Here is a 21773-nt window from a genome sequence, read left to right on the forward strand (position 1 = left end):
CACCGGATCACGGCGTTCTTGACGAACACCCCACTCGGGGTTGTCCCTGGCCAGGCCGCTGGCCTCGAGCTGCGTCACCGGCAGCATGCCCGGGTCGAGGACCGGATCCGGCAGGCCAAGGCCACCGGGCTGCGGAACTTCCCGTGCTTTGGCTGGGCGGAGAACAACGCCTGGTTGGAAGTGGTGCTGACCGCGACCGACCTGGTCGCCTGGACGAAGCTGATCGGCTTCGCCGATCAGCCCGACCTCGCGCGGTGTGAGATCGCCACGTTCCGCTACCGGGTCCTGCACGTCGCCGCCCGGCTGACCAGATCCAGTCGCCAGCTCCACCTACGACTGGACAAGACATGGCGGTGGGCCACCAGCATTGCCAACGCGTTTCACCGATTACGGGCCGCGTTCGCCTGACCACCCGCGGCCCCGCCCGCCCGACCAGGACTCTTGGAGAACCGCCCACCCGACGCGCCAGTCGGGCCACCAGCATGCGCTGGCCGACAAAACCACCCGCACACGGCCCCAACGGCACTCACAAGCAGTTACTGGCCGCCACATGAAAGAGGGAGGGTAGTGCCCGCGCACGCTGACCCGGCGGGAGGATCCCTTGGCGGGGAACGGGTCGCCGACCTGGAGGAGAGTCTTCATCGGAACCACTGGTCTGGTCGGCGCCGCGAGCAGGGTCTTGTCGACGCCCTTGTCCCGGGCAACCCCAAGCTGCCAGAACCCCAGCTCGGTGAGGATGACGACGATGGCCAGCAGAACGACGAGCCACCCCAGCCAGCGAGGGGTCAGGGCGGTCCGAAGCACGTCAGCCAGGGTACGTCGGCGGCCTGTACGGACGCTCCATGGCCACCGGGGTGCGCACGCCACCGACCCGCCACCTCGCCGACAGGCATACCAATCCACCGAGCGGCATACCAAATAGGTATGCCGCTCAGTGCTGTTGTATGCCTCTCGGCGGCACAGAAATTCGGTGTCGCCGATGGGGGTCCGAGCCGTAACGTGGAGTTGCCATGAAGAAGCTTCCCTACGCCGACCCCGGCACTCCCGACCTGCGCAGCCCCTGGCGGTACCTCCTGTGGACCGCGCGGGGCCAGCAGCGCACGCTGTTCGGCGCCGCGGCCTACGGCACGGGATGGATGCTGTCGCAGGCTCTCGTGCCGGCGGCCGTCAGCCTGGCCATCGACCAGGGCATCAGGGGTCACCACACCGGTCGACTCGTGCTCTGGTCCGCCGTCGTGTTCGCCCTCGCCGTGACCTCGGCGCTGAGCGGGATGATGCGCCACCGGTATGCCGTGGAGAGCTGGATGCGCGCGGCGTTCCGTGTCGTGCAGCTGATCGGGCGGCATGCGACGCACACCGGCGCCGCGCTGCCGCGGTCGATGCCGACCGGAAAGGTCGTGGCCACCGTGGCATCCGACGCGATGCGAGTCGCCAACCCGTTCGACGTGTTCGGTCGCTTCTGCGCGGCGATCGTCTCGTATGTCGTGGTCGCGATCCTGCTGCTCAGCTCGTCGGTGCGGCTCGGCCTGATCGTGCTGCTCGGTGTGCCGGTGCTGCTGGCCTCGCTGACCTTGGTGATGCGACCGTTGCAGCGCAAGCAGACACAACAGCGTGAGGAATCCGGCCGGCTCACCGAGCTCGGGTCCGACACCGTTGCCGGCCTGCGGGTCCTGCGCGGTATCGGCGGCGAGGCCACGTTCCTGCGTCGCTACCAGGACCAGTCGCAGCGGGTGCGGCGCAGCGGTGTCGCCGTTGCGGGCACCCAGTCGACCCTCGACGCCGCCCAGGTCCTGCTGCCCGGGGTGTTCATCGTCGTCGTCACGTGGCTCGGTGCGCGAGCGGTCTTCGACGGCTCGATCAGCGCGGGCGAGCTCGTGGCATTCTTCGGCTACACCGCCTTCCTCGTCATGCCACTGCGCACGGCGACGGAGATGGCGGAGGACTACACGCGAGCGATCGTCGCGGCGGGCAAGGTGATTGCCGTGCTCGAGGTCCCCGGCGACCACACGGACCCCGCACATCCGGTCAACCTGCCCGGCGGGCCGCAGGACCTCGTCGACGCGACCTCCGGCATCCGCATACACCCCGGCCGGCTGACCGCGGTGGTGTCCGCACGGCCGGAGGACTCCGCCGCGCTGGCGGACCGCCTCGGCCGGTTCGGTCCGGACAAGGACGGTGTGACGTATGGTGGAGTGCCCGTCACGGGCGCGCCCGTGGCACAGGTGCGTTCGCGGATCGTGGTCTCTCAGAGCGATCCTCGACTGTTCACCGGCACGCTCCGGCGTGAGCTGGACCCCACCGAGTCGCTCAGCGACGGCGAGATCCTGCGAGTGCTGGATGTTGCCAGTGCTGCCGACGTGCTCGACGCCCTGCCCGGTGGTCTCGATGCAGAGGTCGAGGAGCGTGGTCGCTCGTTCTCCGGTGGCCAGCGGCAGCGGCTTGCACTCGCACGAGCACTGTTGACCATCGCCGAGACCCTGGTGCTGGTCGAGCCTACCAGTGCCGTTGACGCGCACACCGAGTCGCGCATCGCCGGGCGGCTGGTGGCGGCCCGCCGGGGTCGCACCACCGTGCTGATGACGGCGAGCCCACTGTTGCTGGACCACGCCGACGAGGTGGTGCTGCTCGAGGACGGCCGCGAGACCGCCCGCGGCACCCACCGCGAGCTGCTGGCGCACAGCACGGCATACCGCCGCGTCGTGGTGCGCGGCGAAGACCAGAACGACGAACGACCCGTGATGGAGGTGACCCGCTGATGACCGCAATCCATGACGCGCACGACACGACCCGGCGCACCCTGCCGATCGCCGACACGGATGCCGTGCGCGCACACACGGCCCGGCTGATGCGTCGTCACCGTGGCGTGCTGACCCGGGTGATCGGGCTGCACGCGCTCGCCGCGATCGCCGGCCTGGTGGCGCCGCGCGTCATCGGAGAGCTGATCGACGGGCTCACCGGCGGCACGATCACCATGTCGCGCATCAACGACCTGATCATGGTGCTTGCCGCCTCGGTCATCGTGCAGACGGTGCTCGTGTGGTTCGCGCGGCGAGCGGGTTTCGTCATGGGCGAGAGCATCTTCGCCGAGCTGCGGGAGCGCTTCATCGAGCGCGTCGTCGAGCTGCCGCTGTCGACCGTGGAGCGTTCTGGCACAGGCGATCTGGTTGCTCGCACGACCAATGACGTCGAGTCGCTGTCGTATGTCGTGCGCTATGGGATCCCGTCGATCCTCGTCGCCGCGGCGACCGCCCTGCTGACCCTCGTTGCGGCGCTCCTGGTGAGCCCGCTGGTTGCGGTCTCGCTGCTGGTCGGCGTACCCCTGCTGATCACGTCCACCCGCCGCTACCTGCGCTACGCGCGGGACGGCTACCTGCGGGAGCGGGCGGCATACGCGACGAACAACGGGGTCATCACCGAGACCGTTGAAGGTGCTCGGACGGTGGATGCGTTGGGGCTGCAGGGCGCTCGGCGGGAGGAGATCGAGGGCACCATTCGCGAGATGTTCGAGGCGGAGCGCTACACGCTCGGGCTGCGGATGCGGTGGTTCCCGCAGGTCGACCTCGGCATGCTCGGGCCTGCCGCGGTCGCGCTGCTCTGGGGCGGCTGGTTGGTGTCCCAGGGTCACGCGAGCCTGGGGCAGGTCACCACCGTCGTGCTCTACGCGCAGGCGCTGGCGGAGCCGCTGGACGAGCTGATCTCCTGGCTGGACGAGATCCAGGTCGGCACCACCTCCCTTGCTCGGATCATCGGCATCGAGGAGGTGCCGCCCGACCGCAGCGCCGGCGGCGAGACGCCCACCGATGCGCGGATGGCTGCGACGGACGTGCGGTACTCCTATCGCGCCGGCCACGACGTGCTGCACGGCGTCTCGCTCGATCTGCAGCCGGGCGAGCGGCTGGCGATCGTCGGGCCCTCGGGCGCGGGCAAGTCGACCCTGGGTCGGCTGATGGCCGGCATCGACGGGCCGCGCGCGGGTCGGATCGACGTCGGCGGCGTGCCGCTGGTCAACCTCGAGCTGGATCGGCTGCGCGGTGAGGTCGCGCTCGTCACACAGGAGCACCACGTCTTCGTTGGCACCCTGCGCGACAATCTGGTGCTCGCCCGCCCGGGATCGGACGATGAGGTGCTGTGGCAGGCCCTGCGATCCGTGGATGCCGCGGCCTGGGCGTCCGGGCTGCCGGATCGTCTGGACACGGTGGTCGGCCAGGGTGGGACTGCGCTGACCGACGCCCAGTCGCAGCAGCTCGCGCTGGCGCGACTCGTGCTGGCCGACCCGCATACGCTGGTGCTGGATGAGGCGACGTCGCTCCTCGACCCGCGGGCGGCGCGGCATCTGGAGCGGTCGCTGGCTGCGGTGGTGTCCGGGCGCACGGTCATCGCGATTGCGCACCGGTTGCACACCGCGCACGACGCCGATCGCGTCGCCGTGGTCGACGGCGGCAAGATCATCGAGATCGGCTCACACGACGAGCTGCTCGCGATGCAGGGATCGTATGCCGCGCTCTGGCGGTCGTGGAGCGACGAGCCGGTCGAGCACACCGGCTGAGCGGTGCAGTGGATGCGGAAGCTATACCGCGCGCATCCACTGCACCCCAGCACCGCCGCCGGTCGCTGCAGTGAAAACGGAAGCTATACCGCGCGCATCCACTGCACCCCACCCCATCCACAGCCTCCGCAGTGGACACCGGCCCTCCACATCTGCGTCGTTCACCGAAGACGCGGCCCCGCCCTCCCCCGCACGATCTGGGTATGACGACACGAGCCGAGCGTATGCAGCGGCGCCGGCGCGTGGATGCGCTCGCCAGCACCCAGGGCTGGGTGATTTCCCGCCACCAGCTGCACCAGCTCGGCGTCGATCGTCATGCCATCGCCGCCGAAGTTGCGGCACGCCGCTGGTTCCTGCCGGCACGGCATACCGTCGCGGTGCGCACGGGTGCCCTGACCATTCTCGCCACTCAGTGGTGCGCGATCTGGGAGACAGGTGCCGGCGCGGTGCTGGGCGGTGTCACGGCTCTCCAGGCTGCCGGTCTGACGGGGTTCGACTCGGGCATGTCCCACGTGTCGGTGCTGCGCGGTCACTCTCCACGGCGTCTGCGGCCGGTCCGGCTGCATGAACTGACCACTCGCCTGTCCGATGAGGTCGACGCGCGTGGGGTGCCGCGGGTGCGACCCGGGGTCGCTGCCCTACGCGCCGCCGGGTGGGCCGTCTCGGACCGTCAGGCTGCACTGCTTCTGGTGCTGCCCGTGCAACAGCGACTGGTGTCCGCGTCGCGGCTCGAGGAGCTGTTGCCCGTCATCCCATTGCAGCGACGTCGCGGCCTGATCCACTCGCTGGTCCGCGACATCGCCGACGGAGCCGAGTCGTTGGGTGAGCTCGACTTCGCGGGACTGTGTCGGCAGTGGGGCCTGCCGGAGCCGAGTCGTCAGGTCCTCCGTCAGGGACCGAACGGGCGGATCTACCTCGACGTGCGCTGGGATGCCCTCGACCTCGTTGTCGAGATCGAGGGCATCCATCACGAGCACGGGCTGCAACCGGTGGACGACAGCCTGCGGCAGAACGACATCACGCTCAGTCACGACAGGGTCCTGCGCATACCGGTGCTCGGCCTGCGACTGCAGCCTTCGACGTTTATGCGGCAGGTCGTGGCCGCGCACCGTCAAGCTGCCGCGCGCGCCCACGCCACGCAGTGAAAGCGGAAGCTATAGCCAGCGCATCCACTGCCCCGGTCCGTATGCCGTTACGCCGGGCGAGCGGTCGGCATCCCCAGGTCGACGCCGGGCACCCGTCCCGCAGGGGCATCCAGCCGCCGGTATGGCGCACCCTGCTCCGGCCGCTCGTCCTGCTCGCCCTTCTGCGGCCACATCGACATCGCCCGCTCGGACTGCGCGGTGATCGTCAACGACGGGTTCACCCCGAGATTCGCGGACACGGCGGAGCCGTCGACGATGTGCAGGTCCGCGTAGCCCCACACCCGGTGGTACGCATCGATCACGCCGCGCTCCGGCGAGTCGGAGATCGCGGCACCACCGAGGAAGTGCGCCGTCAGTGGGATGCCGAAGATCTCCGACCAGTTGCCACCGGCGATCACCTCATTGCCGCCGAGCTCTCGCAGGCGGTCCGTCATTGCACGAATCGCCTTGTGTCCCGCGGGGATCCACTTGGGGTTCGGCAACCCATGACCCTGCTCACTGGTGAGTCCGATGCGACCGAACCGGCGACGTGCCGACACCGTGATCGAGTTGTCCACCGACTGCATCACCAGAGCAATGATCGTGCGCTCGCTCCATCGCGGGCTCCACGCGGCCTTCGTGTAGGCGATCGGCCGCTTCGCAAAGGTCGCCGCGAACTCGGCGGTGCGCTTCGGACCAGGGTTGTCGCCGTTGACCAGCAGGGTGGACAGCAGCCCCATCAGGTTCGAGCCACGGCCATAGCGCACATTCTCCACATGCGTGTCATGGCTCACGTGGAACGAGGTGGTGATCGCGACTCCGTGCGAGAGATCGACGTTGTCCGGCACCTTTACCGCTGCGGCGCCGCCCAGCTCCTCGGAGTTGGTGCGAGTGAGCACACCGAGCCGGTCGGACAGCCCCGGCAACCTGCCGGTCGCCTTCATCCGATGCAGCAGCTGCTGGGTGCCCCAGGTGCCGGCCGACAGCACCACCTGCCCCGCGGTCACACTGCGCCGGTCTTTCTTGACCCACGCGCCGGTCTGCTCGGTGGTGACCCGGAAGCCACCGCCGGTCAGCGGCTCGAGCTCGACCACCGAGCGCATCGGCTCGATCCGCACACCCTGACCCTCGGCGAGCGCCAGGTAGTTCTTCATCAGCGTGTTCTTCGCGCCCACGCGGCAACCGACCATGCAGTTGCCGCACTCGGTGCATCCGGTGCGTTCCGGTCCTTCGCCGCCGAAGTAGGGGTCGGCCACCGTCTTGCCGGACTCGCCGAAGAACACGCCGACCGGAGTATGCCGGAAGGTGTCACCGACGCCCAGATCGTTGGCGGTGTCCTTCATCAGCTGCTCAACCGGGCCGTTGCACGGGTTCTCGACCACGCCCAGCATCCGAGAGGCCGTCTCATAGTGCGGGTCGAGCTCGCCCTCCCAGTCGGTGATGTCCTTCCACTGGTCGTCCTGGAAGAACGGCGTCGGCGGCTTGTAGAGGGTGTTCGCATAGTTCAGCGAGCCGCCTCCGACTCCGGCACCGGCCAGGATCATCGCATCCGGCAGCTTGTGGATCCGTTGCACGCCATAGCATTTCAGCGCGGGTGCCCACACGTAGCGCCGCACGTCCCACGACGTCTTGGCGAAGTCCTCGTCCTCGAACCGGCGGCCCGCCTCATACACGAGTACGTCATAGCCCTTCTGCGCCAGCCGCAGCGCGGCGACGGATCCGCCGAACCCAGAACCGACGACAACGACATCGTGATCAAAGGTTTTCATTCCGTGGCCACCTCGAAGTAATGAGTGGCGAAGGAACGAAGACTTCGTGGGGTGCTCATGACAGACCAACCTTCTTCATAAGACGCATACTTCCGGACATCGCCGTCGCCCAAGCCTTCTCAGGCACGCCCTTCGGGATCCCGAAGCCGGTGACGTGCTGCACGGTCACGTTCTGCGACTCGGTGTACTTCAAGATGCCCTCGGCGCCGTGCCGCCGGCCGATGCCGGACTGCCCCATGCCGCCCATCGGGGACCCGTTGCTTGCCCAGGCCGCGGCATACCCCTCGTTGACATTGACTGTGCCGCAACGGATCTGGGCTGCCACACGACGACCTCGCGGGATGTTGCGGGTCCACACTGCGGCGTTCAGGCCGTATGCCGTGTCGTTGGCGAGTGCGACAGCCTCCTGGTCGCTCGACACCCGGTAGACCGACACCACGGGTCCGAACGTCTCGCCGTCGCGGCACATCATCTGGTCGGTGACGCCGTCGAGCACGGTGGGTGCATAGAAGTAGGGACCGAGGTCGGGCAACGCCTTTCCCCCAGCCAGCACGGTCGCACCCTTGGAGCGCGCGTCCTCGACATGCGCCTGCACCCGGGCAAGCTGCTCGGGCGAGATCAGCGAGCCCATGTCGTTGCCCCACGCGAGCTCCGGGCCGAGCTTCATCGACTCGACGCGCCCCAGGAAGTGCGTGAGGAACTCGTCGGCGATCGCCTCGTGCAGCACCAGGCGCTCCACCGAGATGCACAGCTGGCCGGCCGATGAGAACACCGCCCGCTCTGCGCATTCCGCGGCCTTCTTGAGGTTGGCGTCGTCGGCGACGTACATCGCGTTCTTGCCGCCGAGCTCCAAGGATGCGCCGACCAGCCGAGCGGCCGCGTCGGTCGCGACCTTGCGCCCGGTCGGGGTGGACCCGGTGAACATCACGTAATCCGCCTGCTCGAGCACGGCCGCGCCGATGTGCGGACCGTCGCCGAGCACCACCTGCAGCACGTCGGGAGGCAGACCCGCCTCGTCCAGCAGCTCGATTGAGCGCAGTGCGGTGAGCACGGCCTTCTCGTCCGGTCGCAGCACCACCGCATTGCCGGCGACCAGCGCCGGCAGCGCATCGGTGAGCGACATCGACAGCGGGTAGTTCCAGGGGGCCACGATGCCGACGACGCCCTTCGGGTGGCGCAGTTCGACCGACTGGCTCAGCACCGGGATGGCGCCCAGGTGGCGGCGCCGCGCCAGGTAGTCGTTCGCCTTGCGGGCGTAGTGCCGGCAGACACCGGCGACGTCCAGGACCTCGTCGAAGGCGTGCCTGCGCGCCTTGCCGGACTCCAGCTGGATCAGGTCGAGCAGCTCGTTCTGGTGGTCGAGGATCAGGTCGTGTAGCCGCAGCAGGATCGCGGCGCGCTCACCGACCGGGGTCTGCGCCCAGGCCGGCTGGGCCGCCCGAGCCAGAGCGTATGCCGCACGCACGTCGTCGGTGGTCGAGCTCGGCACCGTGGCAAGCACCCCGCCGGTCAGCGGTGTCACGCTCACCTGGGTGCCCGCGTCCTTGCCGGCCATCACCCGCCGGCCCAGCCGCTCCCCCAGGCCCGGCCCGACGACATACGGCGGCGGGCTCGGCCGTCGCGGGCCGGCCGGTGCGGGTGTGGGGTGCGACACGGTGTCCCCTGCGGAGGCCCTCGCCCCGACCGGAACGGTCAGCTGATCGGTCATTACTCAAGAGTAGGGTTATCCGCTGCCCAGCGGGGAGCCCGGGTCCCACGAAGTGATGGAAGTCCCGGCCGGAGCAGGCGCGAATCGCCATCGACGCCTCCTCTGCGAAGACGCGCACGGATCCACCCTCGTCAAGGCGTCCATTTGCAGGTCCAAGAACGGCCGACCTGCGTGTAGCCCCGGGACGTGTAGTAGTCGCACAGCACGGTATTGGACTCCACGCAGTCGGGGCGAAGACGACTCGGGCCCTTTTGGCTAGCGCGCTTCGGCCCACCTCGGCAGGCTGGCCCCGAGACCCGCACCCGCTGCGGCGCGCTGGACCCACCGCGGGTCCTGCGGATCAAGTCGGGCCAGCCCGTCAAACCGACGGCTCGCCTCGATCAGCGCCACCAGGCCAGCGAGTCGAGCAGCAGCACCCCATCGTCCATGCACCCATCTGGCACCTTGACACCGCGTCAAGGACAAGTCGGCCAGACGCACCATACGTTGACACTCGGCGGAGGTATCGCGTGCGACCGATCCCACGCTCAGCTCACGTTCGCCTGCTCGGTCGCCGTATCCCGTTCGGCGAATGGGGTATGTCAAAGCACTGCCGACGGTTACTCAAAGGCAGGTTGGCTGCTTTCGATATAACCGGCCGAGTGCGGTAGCGAAGGCCGATCAGGGACCCCACCGCCACGCACGTACGGTCTCCGACATTGACATCAGTGAAACGACGCTGGATATACGAAAATTGGATGGTATAGGTATGGTAAAGAACGTCTCTGGGGAGATCGGAATGTTCTAATCTGTTTATGAACCCCGTACCAGAGGCTCGCGCCGTTCGCGCCTCATCCTGCGCGTCGACAAGCGCTTTTCCTGCACAACCCCGGGCTGCGCCCTTTGTGGTGTAGTCATCTTCTTTCGCCGGTTTAACCGTGCTCATTTCATGGCCTCAGACGGCCACAAGAGTGGTCATTCGAGGTCGTTTACCGAGCGCGAGGGACCTGCGCTTGCCTCATCGGAGGTTTTTCATGTCTGGACTTTATACAGAACATCTCGACGCAATGGATCCAGAGTCGCTGATTGTCACCTATCCCAAGACGATGACCCGAGACCAGGCGCTAGCTGCCGCCAAGAAGAGTCCGTCCAACGCGGAGGTTCTCGCAGCGTGTAAAGACGCCTACCACCAGCACACACCCGCAGTCGACGACACCACCACGGGTTCGATCGCCACGGCCAAAAACCCCGCGAACCGGCAGGACGTGGCCGCCTCACAGGCCTACAACTGGCACTCAAAGGTGGCTGCGCCGAACCTGACTCAGCCGCTGTTGGCTGCCTCCGACATGGGCGCGGCTCGCAAGAGCGTCGAAACCGATGGTGACTTCGCAACCTTCTTCGTCGGCATTGAAGCCAACCTCGATGTGTTCGTCGGTGGGTTCGGCGGCGTTGGCGTGGGCTTCGGGTTCCCCAGCGGATCTCCGCTGTGGATGGCCTGGGGCGGCATCCGGATTTCGATGAACATCGACGTCGGCATCAACCTGACGGCCGGCATCTTCGTCGAACCGCCGGCCAAGGTCGCCGGTGACTTCATCGGGATCGAGGTGTCGTGCGAACCGGTCTACGAGGGCCCCTCGATCGGCTTCGGCATCCACCTGAGCACCGACCTGTCAGAGATCCGCGGATTCTCCGTCGCCGTCGGCGCCGAGCTCGGGCTGCTGCCGGTCAATGCCGCCATCGAGTACGGCCACATCGTCACCAACTAGCCCCAGACAAAGGAGCACCACCCATGGACATCACTCTCGGCACGGCCCTCCTCACCGCCGAGCTCCCGCCGCAGATCAGCGAGGCCGTATCCACCGACGCCTCCACCCCCACAAACCAGCAGATCCTCGACGCGGCCAAGGACTCCTACAAGGTCCACCAAGCGGCGGTCGACGCGCTGACGACCGCCTTGGTCACCGACGTCAACGACACCAGCCTGACCGATGCCCGAAACGCTCTAGATGCCACGAACTGGGCTGGCTCGGGCATCTCTCCCACCTGCGTTACGCCGTTCTTTAGTGGCACAGCAATGACGACGGCGCTGGAGACGGTCCGTCAGGACACGTCCATCAAGGCAGCCTCAGTCGGCGCGTTCACCGGGACAGGGCCAGGCGACGGACCCGAGGTGGTCAGCTTTGCTGCGAACCTGCCGCTGGCTGAGGCTCGTGCCGGCCTCATCGTCGGGCTGGACATCTTCCGCAATATCGTGAACGTCGAGCCTGGCCAGAACCTGCAGTACGGCCTGTGGCTGAGACCTGTGACGGACCTGCACGACAGCGTTCTCGGCCTGTACATCAACACGACCGTCGGGTCGACACCGGTCAACCTCAAGATCCTGATGTCCCAAAGCCTGCAGCCCTACGCGTTCGTGTCCAGCACCGGCGCCTCGGTGCCTCTCAAGGTCGGCGTCTTTGCCGGCTCCACCAGCCAATGGCAGTCCTGACAGCGCAAAGGAGCAAACCATGACCACACCGAAGAGCCTCGGCGACCAGCTCGAAGTCATCACCGCCGACCAGCTGGTCCGCGCCGGCTCCCTGCACAACCTCGCGCAAACGGCCGGAGGCGCACCCTCCAACGCGCAGATCCTCAATGCGATGAAGACCTTCTACAACGCCCACACCGCGGTTGTCGACGGGTCCGCGGACAACACCAAGACCGTCGCCCAGAACCAGCCCGAGTTCGTCAAGACCATGAACGGCTACAACTGGCAGCAGCAGCAGCTCGCCGCAGACGAGCAGGCCACCACACAGGCCGGGATCTTCGGCGACACGAGCAAGGCGGCTGTTGGGGGCATTTTCGATCCGGCCCTGGACGACATCCAGGCAGACCACTTGTTCAGCACCATCGGCCTCGGCGTCAGCGCGGACGTCCAGCTCTTCGTCGGGGGTGCGGGCGGGCTGGGTTGCATGTGGGACATCGCCCAACGGGAACCTTGCAGGGGCTACGGCTACGCCACCGGTGAGATCGGCCTGCGCTTCACCGCCGAGCTCAACGTGCAGGTGTTCGTCACCAATCAGCTGCCTTCGCAGACCGACTTCAACGTGTTCGGACTCAAGGTCTCCATCTCCCTCGGGATCTCTCTGTCGTTCGCGACCTTCTGGTATGGCAACGACCTCACCCTGCTCGGGTTCGCCGTTGGCGCTGGGGTCGGGTTGGGCGGCGGAGCTACAGTCTTCGGCGGTCACATCTGGAACTTCGGCTGATGGCCACGACCGAGTCATCGAGCGCAGCATCGAACCTGGCTCCCCTGCAGGCTGCGCTCGGCCCGGGGCCCACCGTCCTCGGCGCGACGTTCCAATGGCCCTGGGACATCGCCAAGAAGGGTGGCGAACTGTTCTCCCAGGTGTCCGGGGTGGCGTCCACGCTGGCCTCCAGCGCGCAATCGGTCGTCACCTCACCGAGTGGAGCGACGATCTTGGCCAATGTCGCAGCCGACCCACGGAACAGCACCAACACCGAGCAGGTCCTGAACTCAGGACTTTTCGGCCCAGCGATCAACGCCGTCAAAGCGGACTCCTTGCTGCGAACCATGTTCATCGGCTGGTCGGGTGGTGCCCAGGTCGGGTTGTTCGGCGGCGGGGGCGGTAGTGGCGTGGCCTCCGATCTCATCAACCCGAACGCCAAGTCTCCGGTGGGGTACGGCATGTTCAAACTTGGGATCGGAGCTCAGGTGACCGTCGGACTGCTCGTCGGGGCGATGGCAGTCGAGCCCGCCCAGTTGAACAGTTCAACGTGCGTCTTCGAGTTCGGAGCCGGGCTCATGGGGATCGGCACCTTCGTCCAGGTCATCATGACGGACCGGCTCGACCTGCTTGGTTTCACTGTGAACGTCGGCGCTGGAGGCGGACTCTCCAGCGCTACCGGCTACGGTTCGATCTCCGCCGGGTAGAGCGAGACTCCGACTCATCAGTCGAACACCGGCCAGCAGATGTCGTTGGGTCGCAGCTGGCCGTCAAGAACCAACTCGCGAATCGCCTCCGTAAGCTTGGTCCCGCTGCCCGTCGTCACTCTCGAAGCGGCCGGTGCTGAAGGCCGACGGCGGACCGCCCGGTCAGCTGCGGTGGTAGGGCGCGACGACGACCTCCACGCGCTGGAACTCCTTCAGGTCGGAGTAGCCGGTCGTGGCCATCGCCCGGCGCAGCGCACCGATCAGGTTGGTCGTGCCGTCCGCGGTGTGTCCCGGGCCGTTCAGAATCTCCTCGAGGGTGCCCACGGTGCCGACCTCGACCCGCTCGCCGCGGGGCAGCTGCGCGTGATGCGCCTCGGAGCCCCAGTGGTAGCCGCCTCCCGGTGCACCCGTCGAGCGCGCCAGCGCCGCGCCGAGCATCACGGCGTCGGCTCCGCAGGCCACGGCCTTGACGATGTCGCCGCTCTGGCCCATCCCGCCGTCGGCGATGACGTGCACGTAGCGCCCACCGGTCTCGTCCATGTAGTCCCGTCGCGCGGCAGCGACGTCCGCGATCGCGGACGCCATCGGAGCGTGTATGCCGAGTGCGCGCCGGGTGGTGTGCGTCGCCCCGCCGCCGAAGCCGACCAGGACGCCGGCCGCACCGGTGCGCATGAGGTGCAGCGCCGCGGTATACGTCGCGACACCGCCGACGACGACCGGCACATCCAGCTCGTAGATGAAGCGCTTGAGGTTCAGCGGTTCCGCCTGGCTGGAGACGTGCTCGGCGGAGACGGTGGTGCCGCGGATGACGAAGATGTCGACACCGGCGTCGACGACGGCCTTCCAGTGCTCCTGAGTCCGCTGCGGCGACAACGCGCCGGCCACGGTGCAGCCGGATTTGCGGATCTCCTGCAGCCGCTCGGTGATCAGGTCCGAACGGACCGGTGCCGCATAGATCTCTCGCATCCGGGCGATCGCCTGGTGCTCCTGGAGGCCCGCAATCTCCGCGAGCAGCGGCTCGGGCGACTCGTAGCGCGTCCACAGGCCCTCCAGGTCCAAGACCGGCAGGCCACCCAGTCGGCCGAGCTCGATCGCGGACGCCGGAGACATCACCGAGTCCATCGGTGCGGCCATCACCGGCAGCTCGAAGTGGTAGGCGTCGATCTGCCAGCCGACCGAGACCTCCTCGGGGTCACGCGTGCGCCGCGAGGGCACCACGGCGATGTCGTCCAGGGAGTAGGCGCGGCGGCCACGCTTGGCGCGGCCGATCTCGATCTCAGTCACGCAGGACAGGCTATCCGAGGCCTACCGGCCGCTGTAGTTCGGCGCCTCCACGATGCCCTGCACGTCGTGCGGGTGCGACTCCTTCAGGCCCGCCGTGGTGATCCGCACGAACCGGCCACGCGCCTGCAGCTGGGGGATGTCGCGGGCACCGACGTAGAACATCGACTGGTGCAGGCCCCCGGTCAGCTGGTGGACGACGGCGCCCAGCGAGCCGCGGTAGGGCACCCGACCCTCGATGCCCTCGGTGATCACCTCGTCGTCGCTGGAGACGTCGGCCTGGAAGTAGCGGTCCTTGGAGAAGGACCTCTTGCCTCGTGGTGCCATCGCCCCGAGGGACCCCATGCCGCGGTAGGTCTTGAACTGCTTGCCGTTCACCAGCACCAGCTCACCGGGGCTCTCCTCACAGCCGGCCAGCAACGACCCGACCATGACGGTGTCGGCGCCGGCGACCAGTGCCTTGGCGATGTCGCCGGAGTACTGCAGCCCGCCGTCACCGACCACGGGCACTCCCGCTGGCCGGCAGGCCTGCGCCGCCTCGTAGATCGCCGTCACCTGCGGCACGCCGACGCCGGCCACCACGCGGGTCGTGCAGATGGATCCCGGTCCGACACCGACCTTCACACCGTCCGCCCCGGCCTCGACGAGAGCGGCGGCGCCGTCGCGGGTGGCGACGTTGCCGCCGAGGATCTGCACGTGCCGGGTGGCCGGGTCGGACTTCAACCGGCGGATCATGTCGAGCATGAGGCGTGCGTGACCGTTGGCGACATCCGGCACGAGGACGTCGACGCCGGCCTCGACCAGTCGGTTGGCGCGCTCCCAGGCGTCACCGAAGTAGCCGATGGCGGCGGCGACCAGCAGCCGGCCGTCGGCATCCTTGGACGCGTGCGGGAACTGCTCGGACTTCACGAAGTCCTTCACGGTGATCAGGCCGGCGAGCTTGCCGTCGGCGTCCACCAGCGGAAGCCGCTCACGCTTGTGCTGCCGCAGCAGCGCGGTGGCGTCCTCGCGGCTGATGCCCTCCGGCCCGGTCACCAGGGGCATCGGGGTCATGACCTCGTCGACCTTGGTCGTGGCCCACTCGGCGAGCGGGGTGAAGCGCAGGTCGCGGTTGGTGATGATGCCGATCAGGTGGTTCGCCGCGTCGACCACGGGCAGACCCGAGACGCGGTAGCGACCGCAGATCTCGTCGAGGTCCTCGAGCGTCGCGTCGCGCCCGATCGTCACCGGGTTGGAGATGATCCCGGTCTGGGTGCGCTTGACCATGTCGACCTGGTCGGCCTGGTCGTCGATCGACAGGTTGCGGTGCAGGACGCCGATGCCCCCCTGGCGGGCCATGGCGATCGCCATCCGCGACTCGGTGACGGTGTCCATGGCGGCCGACACGAGCGGCACGCGGAGCGAGATCTCCCGGGTCAGTCGGGAGGTGGTGTCGACCTCGGAGGGGATGACGTCGGTCTCACCCGGAAGCAGGAGGACGTCGTCATAGGTGAGGCCCAACTGCCCGAAATGAGCAGGAATCTCGGTGGATGACGTGGGCAACGGTGACTGCGCAGGGGCCATTGCCAAAGTATAGGGATCCGCGCTGACGGCGGTCACGGCACCCGGTCAGCGGGTGCTCGGGATGCTCGGCGGCGGCGTTGAGGTCGCCGTCGAGGTCGGCGAGGTGCTCGGAGCCGGCTTCGACGGGGTGGCCGTCGGCGCGGGTCCCGGCCCGTAGGACGGCGGCGGGTTCCGGGTCATCGTCGGGGTGGGCGGTGACCCGGTCGGGCCGGTCGACGTGCTCGTCGGCGAGGTGCCCGGCGTCGAGGAGGTCGGCGAGGCCGTCGTCGACGAACTCGAACTGCTCCGGGACGTCGGCGACGTCGCCGAGCTGGAGGAACTGGACGTCCCGGTGGACCGGGTCGACGTGCCACGTGTCGAGGTGCCGACGACCGGCGGCACCCGCAGGTAGGTCGTACCGGCGCTCGTCGTGATCACGGAGCCGGGAGGCACCGACGTCGCCGACGAGCTGTCGGAGGAGGTCGTGCTCGACCCCCAGGAGGCGGCCGTCGTGGTCTCGGTCGGGCCGGCGGGCTGGGTCGTCTGAAGCGGATGGGTGCCGAACACCAGGCCGTGGGTGAACTGGCCGAGCTGGTGGAAGACCGGCAGGTTGGTCTCGGTCATGGCTGCGGCCACGCCGCTGACGGACATCGCCGCGACCAGCAGCGCGGACGCGGCTCCCACGCGCATCCCGCCGCGACGCACCCGGGCGTAGCGGCCCGGCGCGAGCTGGTCGTGCTCGTCGATCTCCTCGACCCAGGCCGCGAGCATCCCGGCGACCTCGTCGTCGCCCTTGGCGCGTCGGCGCGCACCGAGGCTGTCGAGCAACTCGTTGTCGTCGCGGATATCGCGGATCGAGGGAGGTGTCACGGCTTCGCCTGCCCGGTGTCGTGCAGCGAACGCAGCTTGCGCAGCGCGCGGTGCTGCGCCACCCGCACGGCACCCGGCGTCATGTCGAGCGCGCTGGCGGTCTCTTCGGCGGACATCCCGACCGCCACCCGCAGGGTGAGGATCTCGCGGTGCTGGTCGGACAGCTTGTCCATCAGCGCCCAGACCTCACCCGCCTGGTCGTCGGCAAGGGCCACGTCCTCGGGCCCGGGCGAACTGTCGGCGTTGTCGGGCAGCTCCTCGGTCGGCACCGGGCGACGCATCACCCCGCGCTGGACGTCGGCGACCTTGCGTGAGGCGATGCCGTAGACGAACGCCTCGAAGGGCGCTCCACGGTCGGCATACCGAGGTAGCGCAGTCAGCACAGCCACGCACACCTCCTGTGCCGCATCGTGAGCGGCGTCCGCCGCAGCCGGGTACCGCCCCAGTCGCGCACGGGAGTAGCGCACTGCGAGCTGATGCACGGCCGCCATCAGTTCATCGGTCGCGGCGGCATCACCGGATCGAGCTGAGGCCGCCAGATCACGCAGGGAAACCTGCGCGTCTGACTCACTCATCGCTGGAGGGCCGGAAAGTGTTACGTCCGTCTCAGGTGCGCCCGCATGGTGGTCGGAACCGGAGTCATCGGGGTCGCTCGCGGCACGCCACGTCCCTATGCTCACCAGTCCTCCATACCGCCGGTAGTCCGTGCACTGCACCCACCCAGAGCCTGCCGGCGGGCACCTGTGCGGCGCTGCACGGCTCGGTCACCCAGCAGCGCGCCCGGACTCCCACCGTCCTGGGAACACTCCAGAGTAAGCAGGTCTCCCCCCGCGTGGTCAAACCCTGAGAAATTCCGTGGAAATCTCCGACAACGCCCGCCGCAACGCAAAACCCGGCCCGGGGCACCCGCGTGGGGCGCCCGGACCGGGTTTTGAGCAGTGCAGACGGACGGGTCAGTGGCTGTGACCGTGCCCGGCGGCCGCGCTCTCGTCCTCGTCCGGCTTGTCCACGACGAGCGTCTCGGTCGTGAGCACCATCGCGGCGATCGACGCGGCGTTGCGCAGAGCCGACCGGGTGACCTTCACCGGGTCGATGACGCCCTGCTTGATCAGGTCGCCGTACTCACCGGTCGCGGCGTTGAGACCGTTGCCGGACTCCAGGTCGCGCACCTTCGCCACCGCGACGTAGCCCTCGAGGCCCGCGTTTTCGGCGATCCAGCGCAGCGGCTCGGCGACGGCCTTGCCGATGATCGCGGCACCGGTTGCCTCGTCACCCTCGAGCGCGAGACTCTGCAGGGCGGCGGAGGCGTGCAGCAGGGCCGAGCCGCCGCCGGCGACGATGCCCTCCTCGATGGCCGCGCGGGTCGCGGAGATCGCGTCCTCGATGCGGTGCTTCTTCTCCTTGAGCTCCACCTCGGTGTGCGCGCCCACCGAGATGACGCAGACGCCACCGGCGAGCTTGGCGAGACGCTCCTGGAGCTTCTCGCGGTCCCAGTCGGAGTCGGTCCGCTCGATCTCGGCCTTGAGCTCCTTGACGCGGCCGTCGACCTCGCCCTGATCGCCCTGTCCGTCGATCACCGTCGTGTTGTCCTTGGTGACGACCACGCGGCGAGCCTGGCCCAGCACCTCGATCCCGACCTGGTCGAGCTTGAGGCCGACCTCCTCGGCGACGACCTGTCCGCCGGTCAGGATCGCGAGATCCTGCAGCATCGCCTTGCGGCGGTCACCGAAGCCCGGCGCCTTCACCGCAACGACGTTGAAGGTGCCACGGATTTTGTTGACCACCAGGGTCGACAGCGCCTCGCCATCGACGTCCTCGCCGATGATGACCAGCGGCTTGCCGGACTGGACAACCTTCTCCAGCAGCGGCAGCAGGTCGGCGACGGCCGAGATCTTGCCCTGGTTGATGAGGACGTAGGCGTCCTCGAGGACGGCCTCCATGCGCTCGGTGTCGGTGACGAAGTAGGGCGAGATGTAACCCTTGTCGAACTGCATACCCTCGGTGAAGTCCAGGTCGGTCAGCGCGGTCGAGGACTCCTCGACCGTGATGACGCCGTCCTTGCCGACCTTGTCGAAGGCCTCGGCGATCAGACCACCGATGGTGGCGTCCTGGGCGGAGAGCGTCGCGACCTGGGCGATCTCGTCCTTGCCCTCGAGCTCACGGGCGTTCGCCAGCAGCCGCTCGCTGATGACGTCGACGGCCTGGTCGATGCCGCGCTTCAAGGCTGCGGGGGCGGCGCCGGCCGCGACGTTGCGCAGACCTTCGTGCACCATCGCCTGGGCAAGCACCGTGGCGGTCGTCGTGCCGTCACCGGCGACGTCGTTGGTCTTGGTCGCCACTTCCTTGGCGAGCTGGGCGCCGAGGTTCTCGTAGGGCTCCTCCAGCTCGACCTCACGGGCGATGGTCACCCCATCGTTGGTGATGGTCGGTGCGCCCCACTTCTTGTCGATGACGACATTGCGGCCCTTGGGGCCGAGCGTCACCTTGACGGCGTTGGCGAGCGCGTCGACGCCGCGCTCGAGAGACTTGCGTGCGGAGTCGCTGAACTCCAGCTGCTTGGCCATAGTTGTCCTTAACGTTGGCTCGGGTGATGGGCCGTATGACGATGCCCCGACTCACGCCCGCGAGGGGCGCCGGAGCCGGGGCACGTCATACGTGGTGCGGTGCCTGACGGCGACCGCGGGAAAGTGGACCGGTCGGCGCGCCCCGGTGAGGCGTCACGAGCGCGGTCCGCGCGCAGTAGGTCAGGCGACGACCGCGAGGATGTCGCGTGCCGACAGGATCAGCAGTTCCTCGCCGGAGTACTTGATCTCGGTGCCGCCGTACTTGCTGTAGATGACCTTGTCACCGACCTTGACGTCGAGCGGGACGCGGTTGCCATTGTCATCGACACGGCCGGGGCCGATCGCCAGGACCTCACCCTCCTGGGGCTTTTCCTTGGCGGTGTCCGGGATGACCAGGCCGGAGGCAGTGGTCTGCTCGGCCTCGACGGACTTGACGACAATGCGGTCTTCGAGCGGCTTGATGTTCACCGACACGGTTGGACCTTCCTTCACAGGTTGACCTGCTGGAGAGCAGGTGTGTTTGCTGAGCCCGGGTCAGCTGATGCCGGCTGCCGCCCGATCGCCGTCGCGGGGGTCGATCGATCGCCTGCTGGCACTGACCTGGGTAGAGTGCCAGCACTGAATCTATGCCGGGATTAGCACTCGGTCAACTCGAGTGCCAGATCTGCTCGGATATGGCTGCACCTCTCGCCGTAGCACCGACCCCCATGCGACGAGCACAGCGTTGATCTGCGCTTGAAGCGATCTGGGCCCGGACCGGGTGAGCTGCTACTCCGGTCGACCCGATGCGGACGTCGGCGCTGACAGCCCCGGTATGCGCTCGTGCACCTCGTTCAAGGCAGTGTGAGCAAGAGCAGAGAAGGACCCGTCGGCAGTGTCGGCCATGATCCAACGTTCGAGGGCCACCTGGAAGGCGAGAAGCCCCACCTCGGCGGCCAACCTCGCGGCCAGCTCGTCGAAGCCGCGTTCGCACAACGCTGCGACGAGCGCGGCGGCGATGCGGGCATGCTTGAGCAGTCCCCGCTCCTGCACCTCCGCGTTCGCCGCCAGTACCTGGACGCGTTGCACGGCCTTCGCCCGTTGCCGTGGGGTCATTGCCGGGCCCGTTGCCAGGACTGCTGCTCGTATGCAGTCGGCGAGCGTCGCGCCTGCGGACGCGTTGCGCACTCCGTCGGCGAACAGGTGGGCGAGCTTGTCCTCGCCGCCGAACAGCACCTCGCGCTTGTCGGCGAAATGCCGGAAGAAGGTGGCCCGGTTGACCCCGGCGCGGTCCGCGATCTGAGCCACGGTCGTGCGAGCGAACCCGTTCTCAACAAAGAGATCCAACGCCGCGCACTCGAGGCGATCCGCCGCGTCCGGTGCCCATCTGGCCATACCGACAGGCTACGCGACTCGATCGCATCAGTGATGCGATCGAGTCGCATCACATGTTAGATTAGTGATGCGACTCGATCGCATCACTAAATTGAAGGAGAACCACATGCGCGTCTTCGTCACCGGCGGGTCCGGCTGGATCGGATCGGCCCTCATCCCCGAACTCGTTGCCGCCGGTCACCACGTACTGGCGTTGGCGCGCTCCGACGCCTCCGCCGAAGCCGTCACCGAACTCGGTGCCCACGCGCTACGCGGCGACCTGACCGACACCACCATCGTCAGCTCGGGCGCGGCCGACACCGACGGCGTCATTCACCTGGCCTACCGACACGATCTCGGCCAGGCCGCCGGTGCAGAGGCGGACGCCGCCGCCATCAACGCCTTCATCGACACTCTTGCCGGCACCGACAAGCCCCTCGTGGTCACCGGCGCGACTCTCAGACGGCGCGGCCGCGTCGCCACCGAGCGCGATGAGCTCGTTCCCGAAGGACCCATCGCCGCCCGTATCGTCAACCTGCGAACTGCCCACGCCGCTGCCCAGCGCGGCATTCGGACGTCCCTGGTGATGATCCCTCGCTCTGTTCACGGCGAGGGAGAACGCCATGGCTTCATCCCGCAGCTCATCGACCGCGCCCGGGACAAGCGCGTATCCGGCTACACAGGTGACGGCGCCAACCGCTGGCCCGCTGTCCACGTCAAGGACGCTGCCACCCTCTACCGACTCGCCCTTGAGCGGGCCCCGGCCGGCTCGATTCAATACGCCGTCGGCGACCAAGGCGTGGCCGTGCGCGAGATCGCCGCCGCCATTGGCCGCCACCTCGACATCCCCGCCCGATCACTGCCGCCGACCGATTTCGTGCCGCCTCTGTCCATGGTGCTCGGTGCCGACATGCCCGCCTCGAGCACCATCACCCAGCAGTCGCTCGGATGGACACCCACCCATCCCGGCCTCATCGACGACATCGAATCAGGCCACTACTTCACCTGACCGCAACGATCACCAACGGCGGCAGAGCCCAAAGCGCCAGGGCAACCGGCAGTGCGACGACCAAGGGCGTACGTCCGGTCGACGATCGGCTTGT

Annotated in this window: 19 protein-coding genes; 9 read left to right on the forward strand and 10 right to left on the reverse strand. The window is 68.1% G+C overall.

Annotation, left to right across the window (positions count from 1 at the left end; genetic code table 11):
• A partial coding sequence (locus FGL98_RS10650; protein WP_186526099.1) for a transposase occupies window positions 1-408 on the forward strand: 408 nt, incomplete at its 5' end.
• On the opposite strand, the gene FGL98_RS10655 is transcribed toward FGL98_RS10650, so the two are convergent.
• Window positions 388-804 carry an SURF1 family cytochrome oxidase biogenesis protein gene (locus FGL98_RS10655; RefSeq protein ID WP_146316750.1) on the reverse strand — a complete coding sequence of 139 codons (417 nt, stop codon included), beginning with the start codon at window positions 802-804 and terminating at the stop codon, window positions 388-390. The two genes, FGL98_RS10650 and FGL98_RS10655, sit on opposite strands and share 21 nt — an antisense overlap.
• A 206-nt stretch (window positions 805-1010) precedes the next feature.
• Between FGL98_RS10655 and FGL98_RS10660 the strand changes: the two genes are divergently transcribed.
• The 3 genes from FGL98_RS10660 (at window position 1011) to FGL98_RS10670 (ending at window position 5691) form a co-directional block, all read left to right on the forward strand.
• Window positions 1011-2756 (forward strand): ABC transporter ATP-binding protein, encoded by a 1746-nt coding sequence (locus tag FGL98_RS10660; protein ID WP_146316751.1) that lies wholly within the window; start codon window positions 1011-1013, stop codon window positions 2754-2756.
• A complete protein-coding gene (locus tag FGL98_RS10665; protein WP_146316752.1) occupies window positions 2756-4546 on the forward strand; it encodes an ABC transporter ATP-binding protein in 1791 nt (596 codons plus the stop codon). Before FGL98_RS10660 ends, FGL98_RS10665 begins: the two co-directional genes overlap by 1 nt.
• A gap of 203 nt (window positions 4547-4749) precedes the next feature.
• A complete protein-coding gene (locus tag FGL98_RS10670) occupies window positions 4750-5691 on the forward strand; it encodes a hypothetical protein (protein ID WP_146316753.1) in 942 nt (313 codons plus the stop codon).
• A 47-nt stretch (window positions 5692-5738) separates the two neighbouring features.
• Here FGL98_RS10670 and FGL98_RS10675 read toward each other — a convergent pair whose 3' ends face one another.
• Window positions 5739-7439 carry a GMC family oxidoreductase gene (locus tag FGL98_RS10675; protein ID WP_146316754.1) on the reverse strand — a complete coding sequence of 567 codons (1701 nt, stop codon included), beginning with the start codon at window positions 7437-7439 and terminating at the stop codon, window positions 5739-5741.
• Window positions 7440-7494: 55 nt separating this feature from the next.
• Window positions 7495-9147 carry a succinic semialdehyde dehydrogenase gene (locus tag FGL98_RS10680; RefSeq protein WP_146316755.1) on the reverse strand — a complete coding sequence of 551 codons (1653 nt, stop codon included), beginning with the start codon at window positions 9145-9147 and terminating at the stop codon, window positions 7495-7497.
• 1013 nt (window positions 9148-10160) lie between these two features.
• Between FGL98_RS10680 and FGL98_RS10685 the strand changes: the two genes are divergently transcribed.
• From FGL98_RS10685 to FGL98_RS10700, 4 genes are read left to right on the forward strand one after another with little or no spacing between them, the layout of a single operon-like run.
• The gene (locus FGL98_RS10685; protein ID WP_146316756.1) at window positions 10161-10892 is read left to right on the forward strand and encodes a hypothetical protein; all 732 of its coding nucleotides are present in this window, start codon (window positions 10161-10163) and stop codon (window positions 10890-10892) included.
• A gap of 23 nt (window positions 10893-10915) precedes the next feature.
• Complete coding sequence (locus tag FGL98_RS10690; protein ID WP_146316757.1) at window positions 10916-11614, forward strand: hypothetical protein; 699 nt, start codon at window positions 10916-10918, stop codon at window positions 11612-11614.
• A gap of 19 nt (window positions 11615-11633) precedes the next feature.
• Window positions 11634-12374: a hypothetical protein gene (locus FGL98_RS10695; RefSeq protein ID WP_146316758.1), complete on the forward strand. Its 741-nt coding sequence runs from the start codon at window positions 11634-11636 to the stop codon at window positions 12372-12374.
• Window positions 12374-13060: a hypothetical protein gene (locus FGL98_RS10700; RefSeq protein ID WP_146316759.1), complete on the forward strand. Its 687-nt coding sequence runs from the start codon at window positions 12374-12376 to the stop codon at window positions 13058-13060. The genes FGL98_RS10695 and FGL98_RS10700 overlap by 1 nt, the downstream gene beginning before the upstream one ends.
• A gap of 162 nt (window positions 13061-13222) precedes the next feature.
• On the opposite strand, the gene FGL98_RS10705 is transcribed toward FGL98_RS10700, so the two are convergent.
• From FGL98_RS10705 to FGL98_RS10735, 7 genes are all read right to left on the reverse strand, one after another.
• Entirely contained in the window at window positions 13223-14344 is a 1122-nt protein-coding gene (locus FGL98_RS10705) for a GuaB3 family IMP dehydrogenase-related protein (protein ID WP_146316760.1), read from the reverse strand.
• A gap of 21 nt (window positions 14345-14365) precedes the next feature.
• Entirely contained in the window at window positions 14366-15904 is a 1539-nt protein-coding gene (gene guaB / locus FGL98_RS10710) for an IMP dehydrogenase (protein WP_146316761.1), read from the reverse strand.
• 45 nt (window positions 15905-15949) lie between these two features.
• Complete coding sequence (locus tag FGL98_RS10715; protein ID WP_146316762.1) at window positions 15950-16753, reverse strand: hypothetical protein; 804 nt, start codon at window positions 16751-16753, stop codon at window positions 15950-15952.
• Window positions 16750-17328 (reverse strand): RNA polymerase sigma factor ShbA, encoded by a 579-nt coding sequence (shbA, locus tag FGL98_RS10720; protein ID WP_146316763.1) that lies wholly within the window; start codon window positions 17326-17328, stop codon window positions 16750-16752. The genes FGL98_RS10715 and shbA overlap by 4 nt, the downstream gene beginning before the upstream one ends.
• A gap of 378 nt (window positions 17329-17706) precedes the next feature.
• The gene (gene groL / locus FGL98_RS10725) at window positions 17707-19317 is read right to left on the reverse strand and encodes a chaperonin GroEL (RefSeq protein WP_146316764.1); all 1611 of its coding nucleotides are present in this window, start codon (window positions 19315-19317) and stop codon (window positions 17707-17709) included.
• 180 nt (window positions 19318-19497) lie between these two features.
• The gene (groES, locus tag FGL98_RS10730; protein WP_146316765.1) at window positions 19498-19791 is read right to left on the reverse strand and encodes a co-chaperone GroES; all 294 of its coding nucleotides are present in this window, start codon (window positions 19789-19791) and stop codon (window positions 19498-19500) included.
• Between the two features lie 294 nt (window positions 19792-20085).
• Window positions 20086-20691 carry a TetR/AcrR family transcriptional regulator gene (locus FGL98_RS10735; protein WP_146316766.1) on the reverse strand — a complete coding sequence of 202 codons (606 nt, stop codon included), beginning with the start codon at window positions 20689-20691 and terminating at the stop codon, window positions 20086-20088.
• A gap of 106 nt (window positions 20692-20797) precedes the next feature.
• Between FGL98_RS10735 and FGL98_RS10740 the strand changes: the two genes are divergently transcribed.
• On the forward strand, window positions 20798-21679 hold the full coding sequence (locus tag FGL98_RS10740) for an SDR family oxidoreductase (protein ID WP_146316767.1): 882 nt from the start codon (window positions 20798-20800) through the stop codon (window positions 21677-21679).
• Window positions 21680-21773: the final 94 nt, after the last annotated feature.

The organism is Leekyejoonella antrihumi, assembly GCF_007845645.1.
GTDB lineage: Bacteria > Actinomycetota > Actinomycetes > Actinomycetales > Dermatophilaceae > Leekyejoonella > Leekyejoonella antrihumi.

Coding starts and splice junctions, on each gene's coding strand:
- FGL98_RS10660 (WP_146316751.1), top strand. CDS start 1,011: ATGAAGAAGCTTCCCTACGCCGACCCCGGCACTCCCGACCTGCGCAGC.
- FGL98_RS10665 (WP_146316752.1), top strand. CDS start 2,756: ATGACCGCAATCCATGACGCGCACGACACGACCCGGCGCACCCTGCCG.
- FGL98_RS10670 (WP_146316753.1), top strand. CDS start 4,750: ATGACGACACGAGCCGAGCGTATGCAGCGGCGCCGGCGCGTGGATGCG.
- FGL98_RS10675 (WP_146316754.1), bottom strand. CDS start 7,439: ATGAAAACCTTTGATCACGATGTCGTTGTCGTCGGTTCTGGGTTCGGC.
- FGL98_RS10680 (WP_146316755.1), bottom strand. CDS start 9,147: ATGACCGATCAGCTGACCGTTCCGGTCGGGGCGAGGGCCTCCGCAGGG.
- FGL98_RS10685 (WP_146316756.1), top strand. CDS start 10,161: ATGTCTGGACTTTATACAGAACATCTCGACGCAATGGATCCAGAGTCG.
- FGL98_RS10690 (WP_146316757.1), top strand. CDS start 10,916: ATGGACATCACTCTCGGCACGGCCCTCCTCACCGCCGAGCTCCCGCCG.
- FGL98_RS10695 (WP_146316758.1), top strand. CDS start 11,634: ATGACCACACCGAAGAGCCTCGGCGACCAGCTCGAAGTCATCACCGCC.
- FGL98_RS10700 (WP_146316759.1), top strand. CDS start 12,374: ATGGCCACGACCGAGTCATCGAGCGCAGCATCGAACCTGGCTCCCCTG.
- guaB (WP_146316761.1), bottom strand. CDS start 15,904: ATGGCCCCTGCGCAGTCACCGTTGCCCACGTCATCCACCGAGATTCCT.
- shbA (WP_146316763.1), bottom strand. CDS start 17,328: ATGAGTGAGTCAGACGCGCAGGTTTCCCTGCGTGATCTGGCGGCCTCA.
- groL (WP_146316764.1), bottom strand. CDS start 19,317: ATGGCCAAGCAGCTGGAGTTCAGCGACTCCGCACGCAAGTCTCTCGAG.
- FGL98_RS10735 (WP_146316766.1), bottom strand. CDS start 20,691: ATGGCCAGATGGGCACCGGACGCGGCGGATCGCCTCGAGTGCGCGGCG.
- FGL98_RS10740 (WP_146316767.1), top strand. CDS start 20,798: ATGCGCGTCTTCGTCACCGGCGGGTCCGGCTGGATCGGATCGGCCCTC.